Below are 24,179 nucleotides of genomic sequence, written 5' to 3'. Positions count from 1 at the left end.
CTTTATGAATATACTATTACTTAGCCTGCTCTAATCCGAGAGTCTTAGTAGTCTGATCACATACTGAAGAAGGACCCCAGTACTGGATAGGACCTGGATAAACATAGCATGTTTCCTTAGCCCACTTCTCACGCTGAGCAGCAAAAGTCTTGAATGGAGCACCATCAAGTTCAACGAGTGCCTTACGAATAACAGGCTTCATCTCACCATTACGTCTCTCCATGTTCATCATCATAGTGATTGGCACACCTCCTGCCTTCCACTGATCAGCAGGAGCTGTAGTGTTCTTAACGATAGCCATATAACCTGTCTTACCGTTAGCTATCAACTGAGCTGCTGATGAACCAAGTGCATAGCAGTAGTCTGCATCAAAGTTAGAAGGAGCTGCACAACGACCCTCGTAACCAAAGAAGTGGTGCAAAGGAGAGAACTTACCAGCATACTTACCTTCCTTCTTCCACTGATCAAGCTTAGCTGCAACCATCTCAGAGATGAGTTTCTCTGTCTCGATGAGAGATACCTGTACGTTTCCGTGTGGGTCACGGTCGAGAGAAAGCTGACGAGCAACGCCCTCTGGAAGTGTCTCAAATGTAGCCTTGTTCTCTGCAGAGAGGTGCTCAAGGATATACTTACGCTGTGCATCCTTGTCAAGGTTCAAATAATCAGCACCATGAGCAGCGAGCAAATCATTCAACTCCTGAATCAAACGACCGATAGCAGGAATAAACTCGATAAGACCTTCTGGAATCAAAACAACACCGAAGTTGTTACCCTGCTCTGCACGGTAAGCAACAACACCTGCGATATACTCAACGATATCATTCAAAGTCTGATCCTTAGATTCAATTTCCTCAGATACCAAGCAAATGTTTGGCTGAGTCTGCAAAGCACACTCAAGAGCGATGTGAGATGCAGAACGACCCATCAACTTGATGAAGTGCCAGTACTTACGAGCAGAGTTACAGTCACGCTCAATGTTACCGATAAGCTCTGAATAAGTCTTAGTTGCTGTATCGAAACCGAAAGAAGTCTCAATCTGATCGTTCTTCAAGTCGCCATCGATAGTCTTAGGGCAACCAATAACCTGTACACCATACTGCTTAGCAGCATAGTATTCAGCCAATACACAAGCATTAGTATTAGAGTCGTCACCACCAATGATTACAACAGCCTTGATATCCAACTTACGAAGAATCTCAAGTCCCTTCTCAAACTGTTCTTCTTTCTCGAGCTTTGTTCTACCTGAACCAATCATATCGAAGCCACCAGTATTGCGGTAAGCCTGAAGATTCTCAGCTGTAATCTCAATGTAGTTGTGGTCAACAAGACCACCAGGACCCATAAGGAAACCATAAAGACGGTTCTCTGGGTTCAACTTCTTAACCTCATCAAAGAGACCAGAGATAACGTTGTGACCACCAGGAGCCTGACCACCTGAAAGGATGATACCAACGTTAATCTTAGCATTGTTAGCCGAATCAGCTGGAACAAACTCTACGAGAGGCATTCCGTACGTGTTAGGGAATAACTTCTTGATATCCTCTTGATTGTCAACACTCTGTGTAGGAGCACCTTCCTGCACCTTTACTGCACCCTGAAGAGCCTTAGGCAACTTTGGCTGATAGCCTGCTCTTTCCTTCTGCAATGCGCTAATTTCCATGTGTTTAATTTAAATGATTTGAATATAATGATTTATTTAATGTCTTTACTACTCTGCAAATTTACCTTTTTTATCCGATAATAGAAAGGAAAAGACGCTAAATTAAAATTTTAACTCTATTTTTATGTAAGAAAGTCTTGCTTTTCTTTTTTTTTATTTATCTTTGAACGAAAATATAAAATATAGCTATTTAGGATTAATATGAGCAACAAAAGAGATTTGAAACGCACCATCAATTACATTTGTGGTGATTTGTTTACAGAGGGCATCGCAGCATCTCTCTATGGTGAGAATCGTGATAATGACAATACTGAGGCTATCCTCACTTCTATTTTAGTAATGCACAGCAATTACATCAGACGCGTATCCCACGTTCAGCCAGGTATGCCTGCCAAAGTATATTTCAAAGACTTGAAGGACAAGTTTAGTAAAGAAGTCAATGAGATTGTTGATCAACTCAATAACCTTGCATAATGTTACAGGGTATATCAAAGTGGCTTCTTTATAGTTTTATGGGGTGGAAGAAGGATGTTAGGTTTACATTACCTGACAAAGCTATTATTTGTCTTGCACCTCACACAAGTAATTATGATTTCCTAATTGGTCAGCTTTACGCAAGAGCTGAGCGACTGAAAAGTAACTTCCTTATGAAGAAGGAATGGTTCTTCTGGCCGCTTGGTCCTATCTTTCGCAAACTCGGAGGAATCCCTGTATGGCGTGATAAGAAAACAAGTATGACCGACCGATTAGCCGATTATGCTATAAAGGCTGACAAGTTCCAACTTTGTATTACTCCAGAAGGAACCAGAAGTTTAAATCCAGAATGGAAGAAGGGCTTTTATTATATTGCACTGAAAGCACAACTGCCTATCTACCTCTACGGATTAGATTATGAAAGGAAGCTAATCGAGTGTTCAAAGGTTATAACACCATCGGGCGATTTGGAACAGGACATGAAGGAAATCAAATTGTATTTCAAAGACTTTAAGGGTAAGCATCCTGAATTGTTTACGATAGGAGAATTAAACGGATAATGAAGATAAAATTGCTGTGTACAGCCCTTCTTGCAATGTCGTTTGCAAACACTTTTGCACAAGCAGGTAAGTCAACATGGGGGAAAACAGATTATGAAGATGCACCATGGGTAAAGAATGTTTCTCGCCCTAATGAAATCACAGAGGGATTACAGAATAGACATCTTTCTGTATGGTCATCGCATGGAAGATATTACGATGCGAAGAAGGGTGGATGGAGATGGCAAAGACCAATACTATTCGGTACTACTGAGGACCTATACACACAAACAATAGTTCTTCCTTATCTTATTCCTATGCTTGAGAACTCAGGAGCAATTGTCTTTACACCTCGTGAAAGAGACTGGCAGAAGAATGAAATTATAGTAGATAACGATAGTCGCACCAGCTACAAGGAAGAGAGTATGAAGAAGAAGTGGGCGACCACTTCGGATAAAGGCTTCGCACAACATTATGGAAGTTATAATGATGGTGAGAATCCATTTACAGCTGGTACGGCTCGACAAGTAAAAGCAAGAAAGCGCAACAGTAAGATTAGCTCTGTTGTCTACCAACCTACTTTCCCTGAAACAGGACGCTATGTCGTATATGTAAGCTATCAGACACAGAAGAAGAGTGTAGAAGCGGCAGAGTATATTGTTTTTCATAAAGGACAAGAAACACATTTCCGAGTAAACCAACGTATGGGTGGTGGCACTTGGGTTTATCTTGGCACTTTTGAGTTTGACAAGGGAAACAGCATCAACAACTCTGTTGTGTTGACCAATCATAGTTCTCATAGAGGTATTGTTACTACTGATGCAGTTCGCTTTGGCGGAGGTATGGGTAACATTGTCCGTGGCGGAACAGTGAGTGGTTTACCTCGTTTCCTTGAAGGTGCAAGATACTCAGCACAATGGGCTGGTGCACCTTGGAGTGTAGTTAGCAAGAGTAATGGCTCTAACGACTATAACGATGACATCAACTGCCGTTCCTTGATGACGAACTGGCTCGCTGGAGGTTCTTGTTATCTGCCTGAAAAGAAAGATGGTAAGAAAGTACCTATCGACCTTACTTTGGCAATACACAGTGATGCTGGAGTGAAAACTGATGATAGTTACGTAGGAACCTTGGGTATCTGTACTACGCAAGACGGCAATAAAACATTAGGAGATGGACTTTCACGTAAGGTTTCAAAGACCTTTGCAGAACAGTTGGTAGCCAACGTAAAGAAGGATTTGGACAATGCTTTCCACATCAATTGGACAACTCGTTCAGTGTGGGATCGCAACTATAGCGAAACGCGATTACCTGAAGTTCCCTCTGCTATCCTTGAGACGCTCTCTCATCAAAACTTCCCCGACATTAAATTAGGCCAAGATCCTAACTTCAAATTCACCTTTGCACGTTCTATATATAAGACTGTCTTGAAATATGAAGCTAACATGCACGGTAAGACTTATACTGTTCAACCACTTGCACCAAATAACTTCAAGATAGAATATGTATCAGCAAACAAGGTGAGATTGCAATGGAGACCAACTACGGATGCCAGTGAACCTACCGCAACCCCTACTTCCTATAACGTGTATGTTGCGATGGGAACAAGAGGTTTTGACAATGGTATGAACGTTCGCAATCCTTATTTTGACATAGAATTACTACCAGGTGTCATCTACAACTTTAAAGTAACGGCTTGTAACCGTGGTGGTGAGAGTTTCCCAACAGAAGTTCTTTCAGCTTTACGCAATGAAGGTGCAACTCAGACTATTCTCATTGTCAATGCTTTCAGTCGTCTTTCTTCTCCTGCTGTTGTTAATACAAGCACAGAACAGGGTTTCGACCTTGAAGCAGACCCAGGTCTTAGCTATGGTCCTGTGGCAGGTTGGGTAGGAAGACAAGCCAACTTCAACAAGGCAATGATAGGCAAAGAAGGTCCGAGTGCTTTAGGTTATGGTGGCGAAGAACTCGTAGGTAAGGTTATTGCAGGAAATGATTTCAACTATGTCAAAGACCATGCAGAGGCATTACGCCATGCTGGTAAATACAATATCGTCAGCTGTAACAGTAAGGCTGTTGAGTATGGCGAAGTCAATCTTTCTAAATATGCAATGGTAGACCTGCTCTTTGGTAATGAGAAAGATGATGGACATAGCTTGTATTATTATAAGACCTTCAAGCCAGCACTCCGTCAACAGTTGACTAAGTATCTGAATAATCGTGGCAAACTCTTTGTCAGTGGTTCTTATCTTGCATCCGATATGCAGGGTGTTGATGAGCAAGATTGGTTGAAAAACAACCTCAAGATTACATTTGATGGGGCAAACTATGACAATTATAACTCTGTAGTAAATGGTATGGGAATGTCATTCGATGTTTATCGAACTATAAACGAGCAACATTACGGTGCTTATACACCAGACTATATTCTTCCTGTTGACAATGCTTTCAGCACCTTAACTTATGCAGATGGCAAAACAGCAGCTGTGGCATATAAAGGAACTGACAACAGTGTTTTCTCACTATCCTTCCCATTCGAGTGCATCAAGGATGCTCCTACGCGCAATAGTATCATGAAGGGTATTGTCAACTTCTTAATGAAGAAATAGCAACAAAGAAATTGGAATAATCTAAAAGTGTAAAGACTATGTATAAAATTCAAGCAAACGCTTCGGGAACACGAAGCATTGAGATTACAGACAGCCATCTTGAGACAATTCAGAAGTATTCACTTCTCTCTGGATTGGTTGATTCCAATGGTATTATTGACGAGGATATCCTCGACAAACTGAAATTCAATGTTCGTGGACTTCTCGAGTCAGAACCTGGTAAAGATAAAGACTTGTTAGACTTATGTCTTGATGTTATTTATAATCAAAACATGAAAGCTATCGGACTTAAAAATCTTGTTACACTCTTCAAGGAGTGGGTCTTAACACACCAAGACGCTGAAGAAGAGAACAGTGAAGTCCTTTAATCATAAAGAAGGAATAATAGTAAAGTTCAATTTCTTGAAAACAAGTAACATACTTAAAAAGAAATTCATTTAAAAACAAAAACATTTGAGTTCACAAAAAGAAAATAGAAGACCTGCAAAGCAGCATAAAAAGACAACACCTACACAGCGACAAGATAGAGAGGCTGCTGTTAAGAATGAAGCTAAAATCACAAGACCTTCAAGATTTCAGCTAACAGACTTCCTCCCTACTACAAAGAAGGAGGTTGAACTCCGTGGTTGGGATCAGTTAGACATTATTCTCTTTTCGGGTGACGCCTATATTGACCATCCTGCCTTTGGTGCTGCAGTCATTGGTAGAACACTTGAAGCAGCTGGTTATAAGGTAGCTATCGTTCCACAACCCGACTGGCATGGCGACTTCCGAGACTTTAAAAAGTTAGGCCGTCCACGTCTCTACTTTGGTATATCGCCAGGTGCAATGGACTCGATGGTGAACAAATACACCGCCAATCGTCGTCTACGCTCAGACGATGCCTATTCACCTGATGGCAGACCCAACCTGCGCCCAGAGTATCCAAGCATTGTTTACTCTAATATTCTCAGACAGCTCTATCCCGATGTTCCTATTGTCTTAGGCGGCATCGAGGCTTCATTGCGCCGTCTTACTCATTACGACTATTGGAAAGATTGTGTTCGTAAGTGTATTCTCTGTGATGCACGTGCCGACATGATCATCTATGGTATGGGCGAGAAACAGGTGGTAAGCATAGCACAAGAGTTGGAAAACGGTGCTAATATCAAGGATTTAAAGCATATTCCACAAACCGTATATCTTTGTAAAGAGTCAGAGATTCCAGGCGGAATAAGAGAGAATGACATCGTACTTCATTCCCACGAATCTTGCTTACACAACAAGAAATATCAGGCTGAGAACTTCAAACATATAGAAGAAGAGTCTAACAAAAAACACGCACAGCGTATCCTACAGGCTGTTGACAACGTTTATGCCGTTGTTAACCCACCCTATCCTACCATGACAACAGAGGAGGTAGATGCAGCCTACGACCTACCATATACACGCGAACCACATCCGAAATATCGTGGTAAGACTATCCCAGCCTATGAGATGATTAAACACAGTGTGAACATCCATCGCGGATGTTTTGGTGGTTGTTCGTTCTGTACTATTTCTGCACATCAGGGTAAGTTTATTAGCTGTCGCTCGAAAGAGAGTATCTTAAAGGAAGTAAAGCAGGTTATACAGATGCCCGACTTCAAAGGTTATCTCTCCGACCTTGGTGGTCCGTCAGCCAACATGTATGGTATGGCTGGTAAAAATCAGAAGGCTTGCGAGCATTGTAAACGTCCAAGCTGCGTGAATCCAGAGATATGTCCTAACCTTGAAACCGACCACACTAAACTGCTTGAAATCTATCATGCAGTTGATGAACTACCAGGAATCAAGAAGAGTTTTATCGGTTCTGGTGTACGTTATGACCTACTTCTGCACAAGAGTAAGGACGAGAAGAGTAATGAGGCTGCCAGACAATATACTCGTGAGTTGATAACACGACATGTGAGTGGACGATTGAAGGTTGCACCAGAGCATACTTCAGACCGCGTTCTAAATCTGATGCGTAAACCTTCGTTCCAACAATTCTATGCATTCAAGAAGATTTTTGACCGCATCAACCGTGAGGAGAATATGCGACAGCAGATTATTCCTTACTTCATATCTTCTCATCCTGGCTGCCAGGAAGAGGATATGGCAGAGTTGGCAGTACTAACGAAAGACCTTGACTTCCACTTGGAACAAGTGCAGGACTTCACCCCTACCCCAATGACTGTTTCTACAGAGGCATGGTACACGGGGTATGATCCTTACACACTCGAGCCAATCTTCTCAGCAAAGACACCAAAGGAGAAACTTGCACAGCGTCAATTCTTCTTCTGGTATAAGCCTGAAACACGACGAGATATTGAGCGAGAACTTCACCGCATTGGACGTAGTGACTTGATTGCTAAGCTCTATGACAATGTTCCGAAGCGACACCCTCGTGCGGTTTATGATCCTAAGGCAATCGGAAGTACTCCCGACATTCCAAACAAAAAACGGAAGGGAAGAGAGGAAAAACCAACAGAGAATCGTAGGAAATCTGCTAAGCAAAATGGGAAACAGCCAAAGAGTTTCAATCCAAACTTTTCTGGTAACCATCGTCGCAGACAAAAATAAAGTTATAAAAAAGGAGTTATGACCCAAAAGGCATGGCTCCTTTTTTTTAACTTATAACGATAAGGTGAAATTAAAAAGAGCTTTCTACTCTATTATTTAGCACATCCAATAATCTAAACACAACTAAGAAAAGGACTACTAAAAACAAGAATACACTGGTAAAATATTACGACAAAAAGAAGATGAGAAAGCACAGTAATTTATCGAAATAGAAGTTTTTTCATCACAACTACAACCAATTAGTTTTCAAACAGTTACATAACCAAGTAATAAAAGGTGCTTAATTAGACTTCAAAAGGGCGTTAGTAAGACCTCAAAAAGGCATCTTTTACAAGTCAATTAAGCCTTAATTAGAAGCCCAAAGAGCATATTTTACTTTTCAGGATTTGAATTTTCATTACAAAATAGAAGTGTGAATGATAAACACAGAGCGATTAGCAACCTATCGCTTTATCAATAACTCAAAAAACACTTATCATCGTCAGAATAGCATGTAACAGATACATCTTGCCTATTAAACACCATCTTTTTCCCACGGAGCTATATAATTAGATACAGATAGAAGCCATTAAACCTAAAACCTTAACAATATTTAAAGAGGTGAAGATAACTATCTCCACCTTTTTTAGTAATTTTGCATTTGATTCTGTAATAAGAGCCTTTTTGCTCCTACAAAATAAATTGGCAGGAAGAAACAGATGATTAAAAGATAATTTATTAAGAAGCTATAAATAAGAAAATAAATTCAAATTATGAGTAAGCAAACAGAAAAGATCAAGGCACTCGTGGAGAAGCGCGAGTTAGCACGCTTAGGTGGTGGCCAGAAGGCTATCGACAAGCAGCATGAGCGCGGAAAGTATACTGCACGTGAGCGTATTGAAATGCTGGTTGACAAAGGCAGCTTCGAGGAATACGATATGTTCAAACTCCATCGTTGTCATAACTTCGGTATGGAGAAGAAGCAGTACCTCGGTGATGGTGTTGTTGCTGGTTCAGCAACTATCGACGGTCGTCTCGTCTACCTCTATGCACAGGACTTCACCGTAAATGGTGGCTCGCTTTCTGAAACAATGGCTCAGAAGATCTGCAAGGTAATGGATATGGCTATGACTAACGGTGCACCAGTCATCTGTATGAACGACTCTGGTGGCGCACGTATCCAGGAGGGTATCTCTGCTTTGGCAGGTTACGGCGAAATCTTCGAGCGTAATATCCTCGCTTCTGGTGTTATCCCACAGATCTCAAGCATCCTTGGTCCATGTGCCGGTGGTGCAGTTTACTCTCCAGCATTGACAGACTTCATCATCATGAAGGAGCAGACAAGTTACATGTTTCTGACTGGTCCTAAGGTTGTAAAGACCGTAACTGGTGAAGATATCGACGCAGAGCACCTTGGTGGTGCAAGCGTTCACGCTTCAAAGAGCGGTGTAACAAGCTTCACAGCTAAGACTGAGGAAGAGGCAATGGACCTTATCAAGAAGCTCCTTTCTTACATTCCTTCAAACAACCGCGAGGAAGCACCACGTGTAGAGTGTACTGACCCTATCGACCGTAAGGAAGACCTCTTGAACGAGATTATCCCAGACGATCCAAACCAGGCATACGATATGTACAAGGTAATTCAGGCTGTAACTGACAACGGAGAGTTCTTTGAGGTTCAGCCAAAGTTTGCTAAGAACATCATCACTGGTTTCGCTCGTTTCAATGGTCAAAGTGTTGGTATCGTAGCTAACCAGCCATCAGCCTACGCAGGAGTATTAGATACTAACGCAAGCCGTAAGGGTGCGCGCTTCGTTCGTTTCTGCGATGCTTTCAATATTCCAATCGTTTCACTTGTTGACGTACCAGGTTTCCTCCCAGGTACTGGTCAGGAGTATAACGCTGTAATCCTTCACGGTGCACAGTTGCTCTATGCTTACGGTGAGGCTACAGTTCCAAAGATTACTATCACATTGCGTAAGAGCTATGGTGGTTCACACATCGTTATGGGTTGCAAGCAGCTCCGTTCTGACCTCAACTTTGCATGGCCAAGCGCAGAGATTGCCGTTATGGGTGCATCTGGTGCTGTTGCCGTTCTCTGTGGTAGAGAAGCTAAAGAAGTTAAAGAGCAGGGTGGCGACGTTAAGCAGTTCCTCGCTGAAAAGGAAGAGGAGTACTCTGAGAAGTTTGCTAATCCATATCAGGCAGCTCAGTTCGGCTATATCGACGATGTTATCGAACCACGCAACACTCGTTTCCGCATCTGCCGCGGCTTAGCTCAGTTGGCTCATAAGAAGCAAGACTTACCAGCTAAGAAGCATGGCTGTATGCCAATGTAATAAGGAGGCACGCGACTATGGATAAGAACGTATATGCAGCTATTGCAATGGCACTCTATGAGTTTGCCGGAAACAATGTTCACGATAACGAATCAGGTATTATCACTATTCTGCCAAAGCAGACAATGTGGGATGCTAAGTTCGAGATAATGACAAAGAAACCATAATAGACAACAATGAAAGAATTCAAATATACTATCGACGGCAAGGAATATAAAGTCGAGATTGGTGAGATTAATGCCGAGAATGTTGCAGAAGTATCTGTCAACGGAGAGCAGTATGCAGTACAGATGGAACAGCCTGCTGAGCCAGAGAAGAAGAAGGTTGAGCTTGGTAAGCCAGCTGCTGCTGAGGCAAGTGAGGAGGCTACTCCTGCTGTTGCTATCAACAGTTCTGCAGCTGTTAAGGCTCCACTTCCTGGAACCATCACATCTGTTGAGGTGACTGTTGGTCAGGAGGTAAAGGCTGGCGATACTGTTGTTGTCCTCGAGGCAATGAAGATGCAGAACAACATCGAAGCTGAGAAGGATGGCAAGGTAACTGCTATTGCTGTAAAGGTCGGTCAGGCTGTGCTTGAGGACGACCCATTGGTTGTTATTGAATAATTCTGCTATCAGTTGACATTCGTCACTGATGCTATTATCATTTTCTCAAGAGGGTGTGTCATTACGACATACCCTCGCTTTTTGATAATAGTACATCAAAATATAGAACATAAAAAACACACAATCACATTTCTTTCTCCAAGCAGGAAAGAGGAATATCTATTATTAAGTTACACCTTATTAATAAATAACTTCCTTACCTTACATTGAAAGAAGAAATGTGATTGTATGCTTATAACAGTAAGGACACTACGCCCTACACTTACACACTCAAAGGATTAATCCTTTGGCTAATACTATTTTCTATCTGTTTATAGTCGATTGCCTTCCTTAGGAAATACAATTGAAGGCTTGAAGGTTTTTGCTTCTTCAAAATCCATCAATGCATAAGAGATAATTATTACCTCATCCCCTACTACAACCTTGCGAGCTGCTGCACCATTAAGGCAAATACAGCCAGAGCCTCTTTCTCCCTTAATAATATAAGTTTCAAAGCGTTCACCATTGTTGTTATTCACAATTTGAACCTTTTCACCTGCTATCATATTAGCAGCATCCAACAAGTCTTCATCAATGGTAATACTACCCATATAATGAAGATTTGCCTCTGTGACAGTAGCACAGTGCAACTTACTTTTTAATACTTCTATCTGCATCTTTTCTTATTATCCTCTGTATTTTATGTGGTCAATAAGTCGGATAGGCGTATGGCCACAATAAACAGTAATACAACCTACGACATACGCTTCCCATGTATTTACTTCAAGAAGCGTGTTGCCATCTACAATCTCAAAATATTCTACCTCAAGTCCGTCTACTGCATTGATATCGGCAATAACTTTCTCACGTGTTTCTGCAACAGTATGGGTCTTAGAGAACGCTACACTTTGACTTAACGCCTCATATATTTTCGGTGCTACAGCACGCTCATCGGCTGTCAATAGCATATTGCGTGAACTCATAGCCAGACCGTCTGCATCACGTATAATTGGACACTCTACTATCGTTATTTCATCCTTCATGCCAATGAAGTCAACAAGACGTTTGATAACAGCTATCTGCTGCCAATCTTTCTCACCGAAATAGGCTCTGTCTGGATGAACAATATAGAATAATCTGCTGACAACTTGGCAAACACCATTGAAATGACCAGGACGTTTTGCACCCTCCATCACTGTAGATTGTGGTGAAAACTCGTATTGACGATTATCTGGTTTAGGGTAGACTTCTTCAACAGATGGGGCAAAAACATAGTCTGCTCCACAAGCTTCAATAAGCTTACAATCAGCCTCTAATGTACGAGGATAACGTTCTAAATCTCCCTTATCATTAAACTGGGTAGGATTAAGAAAAACAGAAACAACTGTTATATCATTCTCCTTGACGCTTTGTTTCACAAGTGACGCATGACCATCATGCAACGCACCCATCGTAGGAACTAATCCAATAGTTTTGTTTTCCTTGCGACAAGAGAAAAGTTCGTTCTGAAGTTCAACAATCTTTTGGATAACTTTCATCAGTCTCTAAAATTAAAATCGATGCAAAGTAACAACAAAATAATTAAATAGACGAGATTTTAATTAAATAATCTCAACATGCCCTACTTTTTATTTGTTTTCAGGCGAAAGCAGGAGTTGTCTCATTTTTTTTTCGTACCTTTGCAGAAAATAAGCTGCGCCCAGAAAAGACTAACATTCTATGCGTTTGCTTGCAATAGTTGCAGAAACAAAAATTCTAATATAAAGAATGGGAAAAAAAGTATTATTTGTTAATCAAGAAATCATGCCATATGTGCCTGAGACAGAGATGTCTTTCTATGGCTCAGAAATGCCACACGTCATGCAAGAAGCTGGATTTGAGATCCGTACATTCATGCCAAGATGGGGAAATATAAACGAACGTAGAGGGCAGTTGCACGAGGTTATTCGCCTTTCAGGTATGAACTTGATTATAGACGATACCGACCATCCATTGATTATCAAGGTGGCAAGTATTCCGCAGACACGTATACAGGTTTATTTCATTGATAATGAAGATTATTTCCAAAAGCGTCCTGCAATGACAAAGGACGAATTGGGCAACGACTATCCTGACAACGGCGAGCGTGCTATCTTCTTTGCAAGAGGCGTATTAGAGACAGTAAAGAAGCTAAGATGGGCTCCTGATGTGATCCATTGCCAGGGTTGGATGTCTTCTGTTATCCCATTCTATGTAAAGACTGCCTACAAAGATGAGCCACAGTTTGCCAATTCAAAGGTTGTGACTTCACTCTTTGCAGAACAGCCACAAGACAGCTTGGGAACGAACTTTAAGCATTGTCTTGAGTTCCGTGAGGCGAAGGCTAAGTACTTGAAGAACTATGGTGACGACTTCGATTTCATGGAGTTAGGTAAACTGGCTATCGACTATTCGGACGGTGTCATTGGTACCAGCGACAAAGCTCACGCCGATCTTATCAACTATGCTAAGACTCACGATAAGCAGCTTTTGGAACATGCTATCGATGATGCTGAACTAAAGGAGAAGTATTCAGAATTTTATAATAAATTGTTCTGATACACTTAGATTCATACAATTAAGATATTCTAAATGAGAAAGAAATTCATTGCAGCCTGTATGCTTGCAGCTTGTATCGGAATGGTATCATGTGATGATACTACAGATACCCTTGGAGGCTCACTTATCGACAATGGCGACAAACTTTCTATAAAGGCAGACACCTTCAGCGTAGCTTCTGAAACAATGGTTGCTGACAGTGTTATAGCACGTTCATCAACTGGATATTTGGGCAGAATGGTTGACCCTGAAACAAATACAACTGTTACGGGTAATCTTATGTCACAGTTCCATGTGCTTAGTAGTTATGAGTTGCCAGCAAAGGACTCTATCATGAGTCGTGATGCAAACAATGAGATTATTGCTGATTCATGCGATATAAGACTGTATTACAGCAGCTACTACGGTGATTCTCTGAGCCAGATGAAGCTGACAGCATACGAACTTTCAAAGCCTGTTGAGGAAGGAGTAATCTACTACTCTAACTTCGATCCAGAAGCACAAGGCTATATTCGTCCAGCTGCACAAGGTGGTATTGCAGAGAAACGTTCATTCACATTGACAGACTACACAGAAGCTGACAGTATCAGAAATAAGAAAAACTATAGGCGTAACATCATTGTTCGCCTAAACAAACAGTACAAGGACAAGAGCGGTGTTACATATAACAACTACGGAACTTACCTACTCCGCAAGTATCAGCAGAATCCAACTGCATTCCGTAATCCTTATCGCTTCTTGCATGAAATCTGCCCAGGTTTCTATTTCAAGATAGATGGTGGTTCAGGCTCAATGGCACATATACAGGTTGCACAGCTGAATATTTACTTCAAGAATAAACAAAAGGGTAAAGTATCAGAGATATCAACCAACTTTGTAAGTACTGAAGAGGTCCTTCAGTTGACAAACTTCTCTAACGACAACACAAAGTTACGGCAGTTAGCAAGTGAGTCTGGTCATACTTATCTTAAGACTCCAGCAGGCTTGTTTACAAAGTTGACGCTCCCTGTATCTGACATTATGGCAGGACATACAAACGATTCTATCAACTCGGCTAAGGTTATACTCTACCGAGAAAACAATAGTACAACATCCGATTATCAGTTTGGAATACCACAGAATGTCGTTATGGTAGCTGCCGATAGTCTACAGTCGTTCTTTGCGAACAACCGTCTACCTGATAACAAGACTTCGTTCTTGGCAAGTTACAACAAGACAACGAATAGCTATGTGTTCAACAATATCTCGGGAATTATCAACCTCTTCTCACGCAACACATCAATGCCTGCATGGGGTAAAGTTGTAATTGTACCAGTTGAATTGCAGACTGTAACACAAGGTTCTGGTAGTACTCAGAAAACAATTATTACTAAGGTTTCCCACGATATGGGTCTCTCAAGCACAAAGTTATTGGGAAACACATCGACTGGAAAGAATATTCAGATTTCGATAATATACGGTAAGTTCAATGGCAGATAACTTCTTGGAACGTCATCGTGAGGAATATGAGCAGCGCAAGGCGGCTTGGCTTCGTAAGAAAAAGCACTTGGGACGACAGCCCAAAGTGAAACTTCAGAAGCCTGACGACGAAGCACTGTAATAGAATATAAAATGTAGAATCGGACTTACAACACCCATGTATGTCCGATTCTTTGTTTTTGGCACACCTTTTGTTTATAAAACCCTACTAATACAGGACATATTGTCCACAGATACAAGTAAAGAAAAGAAAGGTTAGGATATGATGAATCAATTCTCCCCAAAGGTCTCTGAAATACTTTCATTCAGCAGAGAGGAAGCAGAACGACTGACAAGTGCGTCGGTTGCTCCTGAGCATATCATGCTCGCCATTCTGAGAGAGAAGTCAGGACCAGTATGGGAACTATTCAACCAATGGAAGGTTGATATAGACAATATAAAGAAAGAAATAGAAAGAAGACTTCAGGAGGAAACAATTGACCCAACTTCTTATGTGCCTGATATGCTTTTGAACGAGCAGGCAAATAACATATTGAAATTAGCTGTACTTGAGGCACGTATACAACATGCCCAGACAGTAGATATCCTTCATCTCTTCCTTGCAATATTGCATGATTCTTCTAACAATGGTGCAAAGAAGGTAATGGAAGAAAATGGGTTTAATTATAACAACGCAATATCGATGTTACAACAACGCGCAAACCAACCAAAGAATGGTATAGGAATGGCTGACGAGGAAGAAATGGATGATGATATGATGTCATCTTCATCGTCTGAAGGCAGCAATAATGCCAAGACAACACAGGCTCCACGTACAAAATCAAAGACACCAGTACTCGATAGTTTCGGTACCGATCTTACTCAAGCAGCTGCCGAGGGAAAACTCGACCCTGTTGTAGGTAGAGAGAAAGAGATTATGCGTGTCAGTGAGATTCTTGGCAGAAGAAAGAAGAATAATCCTATTCTCATTGGTGAACCAGGTGTTGGTAAGAGTGCTATTGTTGAGGGTTTGGCACAACTTATTGTGAAGCATCTCACCTCTCCAATTCTCTTTAACAAACGCGTCATCACGCTTGACTTGACAGCTGTTGTGGCTGGGACAAAGTATCGTGGTCAATTTGAGGAGCGTATCCGTGCATTGATTAAGGAAATCGAACAGAATCCAGACATTATCGTCTTTATTGACGAGATTCACACTCTCATCGGAGCAGGTTCTTCACCAGGTTCAATGGATGCTGCTAATATCCTCAAACCAGCCTTGGCAAGAGGTACTATACAGTGTATCGGTGCAACAACACTTGACGAGTATCGCAAGTCTATCGAGAAAGATGGTGCCTTAGAGCGTCGTTTCCAAAAGGTACAGGTTGAGCCAACAACAGTTGAAGAGACATTACAGATTCTTGAGAATATCAAAGATCGCTACGAAGCACATCATCATGTAAGTTATACAGAGGACGCGCTGAAGGCTTGTGTGAAGTATGCAGACAGATATATCACTGATAGATTCTTTCCTGATAAGGCAATAGACATCATCGACGAAGCAGGTTCACGTATCCATCTGCAACATGTAAAGGTACCACAGGCTATTCTTGACATTCAAAAAGACATTGAAATAGCGCAAGAGAAGAAGCAAGCTGCTGTAAAGAATCAGAACTTTGAGTTGGCTGCAAGTTTCCGTGATAAGCAGACTGAATTAGAAAAGACACTCAAAGAGGAGCAGGAGAAATGGCAGAAAGGTGATACCGAAGATAAGGTTGAAATCAATGAAGAAGCCATTGCTGATGTTGTCTCTATGATGACAGGCGTACCGGTACAGCGCATGCAGGAGGCAGAAGGCGTTAGACTAAAGAACATGGATGCTGAACTTAAGCAGGTTGTTATCGCACAAGATGCAGCCATCGACAAGATGGTAAAGGCTATTCAGCGTAACCGCGTTGGTTTGAAAGACCCTAACCACCCTATCGGTGCGTTTATGTTCTTAGGTCCTACAGGTGTAGGTAAGACTTATCTTGCCAAGCGACTTGCTGAGATGATGTTTGGTTCTGCCAATGCTTTGATACGCATTGATATGAGCGAATATACAGAAAGCTTCAACACTTCACGCCTTGTTGGTGCGCCTCCAGGATACGTTGGCTATGATGAAGGCGGACAGCTGACAGAGAAAGTGCGCCGCCATCCCTACTCTATTGTCTTACTTGATGAGATAGAGAAGGCACATGGCAACGTATTCAATATGCTTTTGCAGGTACTCGATGAAGGTCGATTGACAGATGGTAACGGCCGATTGATAGACTTCCGCAATACGGTGATTATTATGACATCAAATGCGGGTACACGTCAGCTGAAGGAATTCGGGCAAGGTGTCGGCTTTAAGGCTGCTAACTTGAATGGTCTTTCACAGAGTGAGGGAGACAAGGAGCGTGCTCGTGCTATCATTCAGAAAAGTCTTAGCAAGCAGTTCGCACCAGAGTTTCTCAACCGTTTGGACGAGATTATCACTTTCGACCAACTCGACCTCGAAGCTATCAAGAAGATTATCAACATTGAACTCAAGGGCTTATTCAAGCGTGTGCATGAATTAGGCTACGAGATGGAGATAACAGATGAAGCCAAGGAGTTTGTTGCAAGCAAGGGATATGACGTACAATTTGGTGCGCGTCCATTGAAGCGTGCTATCCAAAACCATATCGAGGACGGACTGAGCGAATTGATTCTATCTGGCGATATCAAGACTGGCGATACCATTAAGGTGTCAAAAGAGAAAGATAGCGAGAAGCTAAAGTTTGATATTGTGTCGGCTGAATAAAATCCAAGGGAAGGAATTATCACCTCCTACCCTTACCAAATTTGTAATATAAAAGTCATCTTTAAAGAATGATTTGATGCTTAGTTGCATTCCAATTAAGCCTTAATTGACATTCAAAAGATGCTTAATTGAGGCCTTAAAGGTGCTTAGTTAGACGCTAACTAAGCACCTTTTCTTATGCTATTTTACAACACATTGATTAACTGAAAGTTACAGACACGGTAAAAAAGGCTCTTTTTTAAGAAAAAACATGTAGAATACTCAGCTATTTTGTAATGATATTTCTTAACCCTGCGTTCAGATTCTACTTTAGCTTTCATTCCACCACATAATGAAGATTATACCTGCACAAACTGCGCCAATGAAAAATATAGAAGAAATGACATGCCAAACGGCATTATTCTTATGACTTTCAAATTTATGGAAATAGCCTATATATTCATCATTTTTTTGACTAAAGAAGTAGGTAAACAGTAAGGAGAGAACACAAGTGATTATAAGAGATATATGGAAATGGGAATTCTGAATTGGAAGTATTCTAAATTTCTTGAAAACTGATAGAATAAGCATTTCATAAGGAACAAACATAAAAGCTAATGTTCCTTCTGCACGCGCAATAGATACTCCTATATTTATATCATAAAAAACGACTTCCATCGTTTTATAAACATTTCTTATATAGTGCTCCAATGTTGGATTATTTTTCTGAATAAAGCCAAACGGATTCCAAAAATATAACCGTTTGCATACACGATTGATAAAAGGTCCAAGTATTCGTATCGGAATACGATAACTCCATCTTTCTGCACAATATAGAGAATATAATAGTCTTATTACAAAATATTTCATACCTAACAAACGCAGCTTTATAGATATTATTTAATACTTGCTTTTATTCTTACTAATACTAACATAAAACCTTATTCGCCTTAAAAAGGATACTTGAAAGACTAAAATATCATATAGCGTTGCCCACTAAAAGAGACAGAAAGCTATCCAAAGATTTATATATAAGAAGGCATAGAACAATAAAAAACAGGAGTTTCCACAAATAAAACTTTATAGAGACTCCTGCTTTAATTATAATATCAAGCCCTCGCAAATATTATCAGAGACTAAAAATAGACCATTACAAACCCAAGCTCTTCTTGATAGCTTCAATCTTTACAGCTGCACGTTGCTCACAAGCAGGGAAGTCAGAAGCAGAATTCATTGTATCCTTTATCTCAAGATAGAACTTAATCTTTGGCTCAGTACCTGATGGACGAACACTAACCTTAGTACCATCTGTGCAGAACCACTGGAGAACATTGCTTGTATCAGGCATATCCATCTTCTCCTTAGAACCGTCAGCCTTTGTAATCTCAAGACTCTGGAAGTCCTTATAAACATCGATTACACTACCGCCAAGTTCCTTAGGAGGATTAGAACGGAAGTTCTTCATCATCTGCTGAATCTCGTCAGCACCGCTCTTACCAGGACGCTCAACATTGATTGTGAATTCATGGCTGTAACCATACTCCATATAGATATCCATAAGAATGTCATACAAAGTCTTACCATGATCCTTTGCATATGCACAAATCTCAGCCAACAAAGCACAAGCACTTACAGCATCCTTATCGCGTACAAAGTCTTCTGCAAGGAAACCGTAGCTTTCCTCACCACCACCGATATACTGCTGCTTACCCTCAGAGAGGGCAATCTCACGTGCAATCCACTTGAAACCAGTGTAGCAATCACGCATCTCAACGTGCTGTTTCTCTGCAATCTTGCAGATAACCTCTGTTGTAACAATAGTCTTTACGATAAAGTCTGTTGGCTTCATCTTGCCTACAGCCTGACGATTTGTAATGATATACCACAAGAAAATAAGACAGGTTTGGTTACCATTAATCAGTACCCACTCGCCATCACTATTCTTACAAGCCATACCTACACGGTCAGCATCTGGGTCAGAAGCCATCAAGATATCGGCATCGAGAGCCTTTGCATCACGCAAACCAAGTGTCAAAGCCTCTGCAATCTCTGGGTTTGGACGGTCAACAGTTGGGAAGTTACCATCTTTAACCATCTGCTCCTTCACACAATGAACATTGTCAAAGCCCCAAGAAGCCAATGCACGTGGAATCATTACGCGACCAGCACCATGCAGAGGAGTATAGACAATCTTAAGATCATGCTGATTCTTGATTACCTGTGGGTCAATGCTGATAGTCTTTACCTGCTCCAGATAAACCTTATCAACATCCTCACCAATAATCTGAATCAACGCCTTATTGCCTTCGAACTTAACATCCTCAACCTTAACCTTGTTTACTTCGTCGATAATACCCTTGTCATGTGGCGCAAGTACCTGTGCACCATCATCCCAATAAGCCTTGTAACCATTGTACTCACGTGGGTTATGACTTGCGGTAATATTCACACCTGCCTGTGCCTTCAAATGACGAATAGCAAAAGAACACTCTGGAGTAGGACGAAGATCATCAAAAAGATAAACCTTTATGCCATTAGCTGAGAAGATATTAGCAACGGTCTCAGCAAAGAGACGAGAATTGTTACGGCAGTCGTGGCAAACAACTACACTAATCTGCTCCTTATCCTTGAAGTTAATCTTCAGATAATTAGCAAAGCCTTGAGTTGCCATACCGACGGTATAGATATTCATACGATTAGAGCCTGCGCCCATAATACCACGAAGTCCACCTGTACCGAACTCTAAATCCTTATAAAAAGACTCTATAAGGTCTGCCTTATCGTCATTGTTAATCATAGCCTCAACGGCAGAACGAGTTTCTTCATCAAAAGCAGGAGACAGCCACTGTCTTGCTTTCTCTTCGCATTGTGCGATGAGTGTTTGGTTATTGTTCATAATTTAAGTATTTTCTTATTTACAACTTGTATTTGCAAATGTAATCAATAATTCTGAGAAAGACACTTGCAAATAGATTTTTTTTTGTATTTTTGCAGCTATATAAACCGAGGTTTTGCTAAGAATAATACGTTCGATAGCATATTTCTCAATGTAAGAATTATATTTAATCTTGAAATTTTACATAAATGAATTTAAATTTTGAAGGTATTCTCCTTGCTGTATGTACGTTTTTAATCATTGGACTTTGTCATCCACTCGTTATAAAAACAGAGTATTATTTTGGTATAAAACCTTGGTGGCTATGGCTCATAGCGGGCATTGCTTGCTGTGTAGCAGCCTTGTTTGTACAAAGTATCTTCTGGTCTGCTCTACTCGGTGTCCTTGGAGCTTCATGCCTTTGGGGAATTGGTGAGCTCATCTCGCAGGAGAAGCGTGTCTTAAAAGGATGGTTCCCTATGAATCCTAAACGTAAGGAACACTACGAAAAACTTAGCAAAGACGAGTCTATATGCCCTTGTAAGCATAAGAAATAAAGACTATCAACTTCTTCTTTTATCATCGTGCTAACACCCCGCACATGTGGTGCGGAGGCTTAACACCAATGGTGCTAACGGCTTATTACCTTACAATAGCTTGTCAAGATGATAGCATCTTATGACTCAAATATTGTTTAAGCATTATAAGTCAGTCTCAAATAACAATCCCGTGATTTCCAAAAAAGAAATCACGGGATTGTTATAATATATCATTTGAATCAGGAAGTATGCTTCCTCAGATTACAATATCAGTTAAACAAACCTACACTAAAACCAATCTTATACAGGTTTGGATGCCCTGCAGTATTGGCAGAAGTAAAGTCTCCAAAGGCTTTCACAAACCACATAGCACGCGATTTCTTTATAGTCAGTGGGAACTGATACATCACCTGTAGACTTCCATGAAGGAGATTGGCATCGTAATAAGGTAAGTCTTTCAGTAAGACACGCTCTGCAAGGATGGAAGTATTATCTGCCAGCTGAAGGTCAGCACGTGTTGAGAGACTATATCCAAGCGTTACATCAGCCGTCAAACGTTGCTTGAACAACGAGATACCATTCTCTAACTGAAGGTTCACACGGCTGTAATCTGATGAAGATGATGGCAGAAGATGGCGGTTGCTTGCCTTATGTGTATCAACTGAAAAGCCCACATAGCCTCTGGTAGAAGATGTTAAGTATCGACTACCTGCTATTAAAGACGTATTAATGAAGTTAGCACGGTAACGGAAGGAAAAATCAAAGGTGCGAACTTGATAACGTTTGCGGAACTCTAACTGCTTTTCGTAGGTGTAAGAGGTCGTTCCTATTTGTGGATCATTCTTGATAATCAACTGCTGGCGATACTCATCTGCATAGCTTTGCTGCCAATCCAGACGGAAATCGGCTTGATGTAAGATTGTACTCGTGTACAAACGATTTTGTGATTGAGCGTTGTATCGATAAGTAAAGTATCTGCCCGGCTCATATTTATAAGTACCATAAGCATACTCTTCACCACGACTTATACCAAAACTATTCAATGTCTGAAAGCGTGCTGAACGGTATCCATAATCAAATTCTGTCCCTAATTGGTGGTTCACCCATTCACGATTGAAACTTGAATATCCACCAATTGTACCCGTTGCATTCTCCATACCAGAGAGAAGGTAATAGGTCAACGTAGCATCACTCTGCACTGTTACCAACGGACCCATCTTCTCCTTACGACGATCATAGTAACCCAACAAGCCGAGTGTATGGTTTCCCATCGTATAAGAAACAGCTGGTGTCAGTCGATAATCAAGCAGTTGCGAACGAGAACGAGGGTCACGAAGACGAGAAAGGTCACCTAACTGATAGTTTAGTTGTAGACCAAAACGCCAGCCTGAGAAGCCTACCGTACCCACTGCAGCCATCATATCGAAGTTCTGATGATCATAACTTCCAGCAATAGCACTGCCCGACTGGTAAGGATTAGAGTTGTAAGGGCGATATTGGTCAGCAAAGGCACGATCTTTTGTACGCCCAAGATTAAAGTCTACCTTACCATAGCTGTATAGATATTTACCTATTTTCTGATAACGCTCAGTGAAGAACTGCATATTATTCATTGCTCCCCCTTCCTGCACACGATGATAGTCACCACCACGATGACTGAATCCTACGGATGCAAATCCTCTGTTTGAGGAATCATCAAGAGATAGTCCTGAAGCGTTGTTTGTGTTATGCCAGAGTTGTGTAAGACTTGCAAAGCGATATTCAGCCTCATTCATAAGAGAGTCAGAAGGCGTCTGTGCCATTGTAGGGAGCGTGAATAGCAATAAGAAAAGCCTTCCCCAGCCTCTTTGCAGTGAGGATTGTGCAAACTTGGATAAGCCTAAAACTATATGTGAAGTATTCATAAACTAATCGTTAATATAAGTAATGATTGACGATGACATACGGAATTTATATTATGGAGTTACCGATGTTGACACCTGAAAATCATTAGTACTATTGTTTGTATCCATGAGAATGTTATGTCCGCCTGCTGCTGTAGAAGCTGTCTTACGATAGATAACCTCACCCGACAGACCTGCTGTTGCATTAATACTTATATAACCAGCATCAATGTCATTGTAAAGACGCTTCTCACCAACGTCCGTTCCTGTTGCCTTATGACGAAGGAAATCAACACCATCAATGATATAACGCTTTGGTAGAAGTCCATACTGTGTACCGCTTGTCTTGCCAAACTTATAAGTAAGTTTCAGTTGACTGATGTCTGCAGAAGAACGGAATATCACCACACCTTGCCCTGTTGTGAGGATATTCATGTATGAAATACCCGAATAGATATTAAAGACATTCTGCAAAGCTGATACCTCTGGATTGTTTAACACCTTACCTTTCACATCCTTTGCTTCAAAGTTTGCGTTCAAGAGGCTATGCTCTAACGGACTGTTAAGACTATGATCAATAGCACTATTCACCAAGAGAACTGTTCCACCTGGAGCTACCTTATAACTCTTATCAGTTGGTATACGGAATACTTGCTTAACCAATACGACTGAATCAGCATAGTTTGTCTTGAGGTTTTCGAGGGTATAAGCCTGTGGGACATCCGTCTCAAGCAAACCAATATAAAGTCCAGCAACATCTACAGAGTCGTTAGATTGATTGTAAAGTTCAATATACTGACCTGCTACATATCGCTTATTATTATTGTCTTTAGAGCCTGCAGCATATATCTTACTGATGACTATATCTCGTTTTACAGAGAGAGTGGTCGTGAGGAGCAAAGGTTCTGAACCATTGATAAGTTGTGAATTCAAACTACCTGATACTGTTGCGCCATTAATTACCTGACTACTTCCTGTAATCCTATTATACTCTGACGACGTTATATCCCATGAAGCAGAGATATTGTAGACATCAGGAATAATATTAGAGAAGGTTGCTACGCCCGCAGCATCAGTCTGTGCAGAATAGGTAACACCATTCAATTGGAGGGAAACAGTATGCCCTTCTAATGTCATGTGACCATTCAACTCATCGGGAAGTTGGAGTTGTACCTTAGCTGTTACAGCCTCTGAGGCATCTGAATAATCTACACAAGAACTAAAAACAAGTGCTACTGTGAGGATCGAAAATAAATACTTTATTGCTTTCATAT

Annotated in this window: 20 protein-coding genes; 13 read left to right on the top strand and 7 right to left on the bottom strand. The window is 41.0% G+C overall.

Annotated elements, in window-relative coordinates; translation table 11 throughout:
• Positions 1-16 precede the first annotated feature (16 nt).
• Positions 17-1,660, bottom strand: a complete 1,644-nt coding sequence (locus J4861_RS03455; protein ID WP_036925131.1) for a diphosphate--fructose-6-phosphate 1-phosphotransferase — start codon at positions 1,658-1,660, stop codon at positions 17-19.
• A 201-nt stretch (positions 1,661-1,861) separates the two neighbouring features.
• Here J4861_RS03455 and J4861_RS03450 point away from each other — a divergent pair, with 201 nt between their 5' ends.
• The 8 genes from J4861_RS03450 (at position 1,862) to J4861_RS03415 (ending at position 10,788) form a co-directional block, all read left to right on the top strand.
• Positions 1,862-2,134 (top strand): hypothetical protein, encoded by a 273-nt coding sequence (locus tag J4861_RS03450; protein WP_004359493.1) that lies wholly within the window; start codon positions 1,862-1,864, stop codon positions 2,132-2,134.
• Entirely contained in the window at positions 2,134-2,694 is a 561-nt protein-coding gene (locus J4861_RS03445; RefSeq protein WP_204865481.1) for a 1-acyl-sn-glycerol-3-phosphate acyltransferase, read from the top strand. Before J4861_RS03450 ends, J4861_RS03445 begins: the two co-directional genes overlap by 1 nt.
• On the top strand, positions 2,694-5,282 hold the full coding sequence (locus J4861_RS03440; protein ID WP_211815812.1) for a golvesin C-terminal-like domain-containing protein: 2,589 nt from the start codon (positions 2,694-2,696) through the stop codon (positions 5,280-5,282). Before J4861_RS03445 ends, J4861_RS03440 begins: the two co-directional genes overlap by 1 nt.
• A gap of 38 nt (positions 5,283-5,320) precedes the next feature.
• The gene (locus J4861_RS03435; RefSeq protein ID WP_211815811.1) at positions 5,321-5,650 is read left to right on the top strand and encodes a hypothetical protein; all 330 of its coding nucleotides are present in this window, start codon (positions 5,321-5,323) and stop codon (positions 5,648-5,650) included.
• A gap of 85 nt (positions 5,651-5,735) precedes the next feature.
• Positions 5,736-7,865, top strand: a complete 2,130-nt coding sequence (locus J4861_RS03430) for a YgiQ family radical SAM protein (RefSeq protein WP_211815810.1) — start codon at positions 5,736-5,738, stop codon at positions 7,863-7,865.
• A gap of 752 nt (positions 7,866-8,617) precedes the next feature.
• A complete protein-coding gene (locus J4861_RS03425; RefSeq protein ID WP_004359500.1) occupies positions 8,618-10,183 on the top strand; it encodes an acyl-CoA carboxylase subunit beta in 1,566 nt (521 codons plus the stop codon).
• A gap of 17 nt (positions 10,184-10,200) precedes the next feature.
• Positions 10,201-10,350, top strand: a complete 150-nt coding sequence (locus J4861_RS03420) for a hypothetical protein (RefSeq protein WP_211815809.1) — start codon at positions 10,201-10,203, stop codon at positions 10,348-10,350.
• A 9-nt stretch (positions 10,351-10,359) separates the two neighbouring features.
• Entirely contained in the window at positions 10,360-10,788 is a 429-nt protein-coding gene (locus J4861_RS03415; RefSeq protein ID WP_013265101.1) for a biotin/lipoyl-containing protein, read from the top strand.
• A 311-nt stretch (positions 10,789-11,099) separates the two neighbouring features.
• On the opposite strand, the gene panD is transcribed toward J4861_RS03415, so the two are convergent.
• Positions 11,100-11,444, bottom strand: a complete 345-nt coding sequence (gene panD, locus J4861_RS03410; protein WP_211815808.1) for an aspartate 1-decarboxylase — start codon at positions 11,442-11,444, stop codon at positions 11,100-11,102.
• 9 nt (positions 11,445-11,453) lie between these two features.
• On the bottom strand, positions 11,454-12,305 hold the full coding sequence (gene panC / locus J4861_RS03405) for a pantoate--beta-alanine ligase (RefSeq protein WP_211815807.1): 852 nt from the start codon (positions 12,303-12,305) through the stop codon (positions 11,454-11,456).
• Between the two features lie 229 nt (positions 12,306-12,534).
• Here panC and J4861_RS03400 point away from each other — a divergent pair, with 229 nt between their 5' ends.
• The 4 genes from J4861_RS03400 (at position 12,535) to J4861_RS03385 (ending at position 17,629) form a co-directional block, all read left to right on the top strand.
• Positions 12,535-13,344 carry a glycogen/starch synthase gene (locus J4861_RS03400; protein ID WP_211815806.1) on the top strand — a complete coding sequence of 270 codons (810 nt, stop codon included), beginning with the start codon at positions 12,535-12,537 and terminating at the stop codon, positions 13,342-13,344.
• 33 nt (positions 13,345-13,377) lie between these two features.
• The gene (locus tag J4861_RS03395) at positions 13,378-14,823 is read left to right on the top strand and encodes a DUF4270 domain-containing protein (RefSeq protein WP_211815805.1); all 1,446 of its coding nucleotides are present in this window, start codon (positions 13,378-13,380) and stop codon (positions 14,821-14,823) included.
• On the top strand, positions 14,813-14,944 hold the full coding sequence (locus J4861_RS03390; RefSeq protein WP_211815804.1) for a dehydrogenase: 132 nt from the start codon (positions 14,813-14,815) through the stop codon (positions 14,942-14,944). Before J4861_RS03395 ends, J4861_RS03390 begins: the two co-directional genes overlap by 11 nt.
• Before the next feature lie 141 nt (positions 14,945-15,085).
• Positions 15,086-17,629, top strand: coding sequence for an ATP-dependent Clp protease ATP-binding subunit (locus tag J4861_RS03385; RefSeq protein ID WP_211815803.1), 2,544 nt, complete (start codon positions 15,086-15,088; stop codon positions 17,627-17,629).
• A gap of 309 nt (positions 17,630-17,938) precedes the next feature.
• On the opposite strand, the gene J4861_RS03380 is transcribed toward J4861_RS03385, so the two are convergent.
• Both J4861_RS03380 and J4861_RS03375 read right to left on the bottom strand, forming a co-directional pair.
• Positions 17,939-18,478 (bottom strand): hypothetical protein, encoded by a 540-nt coding sequence (locus J4861_RS03380; protein WP_211815802.1) that lies wholly within the window; start codon positions 18,476-18,478, stop codon positions 17,939-17,941.
• A gap of 280 nt (positions 18,479-18,758) precedes the next feature.
• Positions 18,759-20,504 (bottom strand): phospho-sugar mutase, encoded by a 1,746-nt coding sequence (locus tag J4861_RS03375; RefSeq protein WP_211815801.1) that lies wholly within the window; start codon positions 20,502-20,504, stop codon positions 18,759-18,761.
• A 188-nt stretch (positions 20,505-20,692) separates the two neighbouring features.
• Between J4861_RS03375 and J4861_RS03370 the strand changes: the two genes are divergently transcribed.
• Positions 20,693-21,040 (top strand): DUF4491 family protein, encoded by a 348-nt coding sequence (locus J4861_RS03370; protein ID WP_211815800.1) that lies wholly within the window; start codon positions 20,693-20,695, stop codon positions 21,038-21,040.
• A gap of 251 nt (positions 21,041-21,291) precedes the next feature.
• Here the strand turns inward: J4861_RS03370 and J4861_RS03365 are convergent, their stop codons facing one another.
• Positions 21,292-22,824 (bottom strand): DUF6850 family outer membrane beta-barrel protein, encoded by a 1,533-nt coding sequence (locus tag J4861_RS03365; RefSeq protein WP_249110727.1) that lies wholly within the window; start codon positions 22,822-22,824, stop codon positions 21,292-21,294.
• A 153-nt stretch (positions 22,825-22,977) separates the two neighbouring features.
• Positions 22,978-24,177: a DUF4876 domain-containing protein gene (locus J4861_RS03360; protein ID WP_211815798.1), complete on the bottom strand. Its 1,200-nt coding sequence runs from the start codon at positions 24,175-24,177 to the stop codon at positions 22,978-22,980.
• Between the last annotated feature and the right edge of the window lie 2 nt (positions 24,178-24,179).

This window comes from Prevotella melaninogenica (genome assembly GCF_018127925.1).
Lineage (GTDB): Bacteria > Bacteroidota > Bacteroidia > Bacteroidales > Bacteroidaceae > Prevotella > Prevotella melaninogenica_C.
Note: the sequence above shows the minus strand (reverse complement) of the source record. Positions and strands in the feature narration are given on the sequence as shown.

Excerpts from the sequence above, each read along its gene's own strand:
- J4861_RS03370 (WP_211815800.1), top strand. The coding sequence starts at position 20,693 with ATGAATTTAAATTTTGAAGGTATTCTCCTTGCTGTATGTACGTTTTTA.
- J4861_RS03440 (WP_211815812.1), top strand. The coding sequence starts at position 2,694 with ATGAAGATAAAATTGCTGTGTACAGCCCTTCTTGCAATGTCGTTTGCA.
- J4861_RS03390 (WP_211815804.1), top strand. The coding sequence starts at position 14,813 with ATGGCAGATAACTTCTTGGAACGTCATCGTGAGGAATATGAGCAGCGC.
- panC (WP_211815807.1), bottom strand. The coding sequence starts at position 12,305 with ATGAAAGTTATCCAAAAGATTGTTGAACTTCAGAACGAACTTTTCTCT.
- J4861_RS03385 (WP_211815803.1), top strand. The coding sequence starts at position 15,086 with ATGATGAATCAATTCTCCCCAAAGGTCTCTGAAATACTTTCATTCAGC.
- J4861_RS03380 (WP_211815802.1), bottom strand. The coding sequence starts at position 18,478 with ATGAAATATTTTGTAATAAGACTATTATATTCTCTATATTGTGCAGAA.
- J4861_RS03365 (WP_249110727.1), bottom strand. The coding sequence starts at position 22,824 with ATGGCACAGACGCCTTCTGACTCTCTTATGAATGAGGCTGAATATCGC.
- J4861_RS03450 (WP_004359493.1), top strand. The coding sequence starts at position 1,862 with ATGAGCAACAAAAGAGATTTGAAACGCACCATCAATTACATTTGTGGT.
- J4861_RS03420 (WP_211815809.1), top strand. The coding sequence starts at position 10,201 with ATGGATAAGAACGTATATGCAGCTATTGCAATGGCACTCTATGAGTTT.
- J4861_RS03415 (WP_013265101.1), top strand. The coding sequence starts at position 10,360 with ATGAAAGAATTCAAATATACTATCGACGGCAAGGAATATAAAGTCGAG.
- J4861_RS03445 (WP_204865481.1), top strand. The coding sequence starts at position 2,134 with ATGTTACAGGGTATATCAAAGTGGCTTCTTTATAGTTTTATGGGGTGG.
- J4861_RS03455 (WP_036925131.1), bottom strand. The coding sequence starts at position 1,660 with ATGGAAATTAGCGCATTGCAGAAGGAAAGAGCAGGCTATCAGCCAAAG.
- J4861_RS03435 (WP_211815811.1), top strand. The coding sequence starts at position 5,321 with ATGTATAAAATTCAAGCAAACGCTTCGGGAACACGAAGCATTGAGATT.
- J4861_RS03395 (WP_211815805.1), top strand. The coding sequence starts at position 13,378 with ATGAGAAAGAAATTCATTGCAGCCTGTATGCTTGCAGCTTGTATCGGA.
- panD (WP_211815808.1), bottom strand. The coding sequence starts at position 11,444 with ATGCAGATAGAAGTATTAAAAAGTAAGTTGCACTGTGCTACTGTCACA.
- J4861_RS03360 (WP_211815798.1), bottom strand. The coding sequence starts at position 24,177 with ATGAAAGCAATAAAGTATTTATTTTCGATCCTCACAGTAGCACTTGTT.
- J4861_RS03400 (WP_211815806.1), top strand. The coding sequence starts at position 12,535 with ATGGGAAAAAAAGTATTATTTGTTAATCAAGAAATCATGCCATATGTG.
- J4861_RS03425 (WP_004359500.1), top strand. The coding sequence starts at position 8,618 with ATGAGTAAGCAAACAGAAAAGATCAAGGCACTCGTGGAGAAGCGCGAG.
- J4861_RS03375 (WP_211815801.1), bottom strand. The coding sequence starts at position 20,504 with ATGAACAATAACCAAACACTCATCGCACAATGCGAAGAGAAAGCAAGA.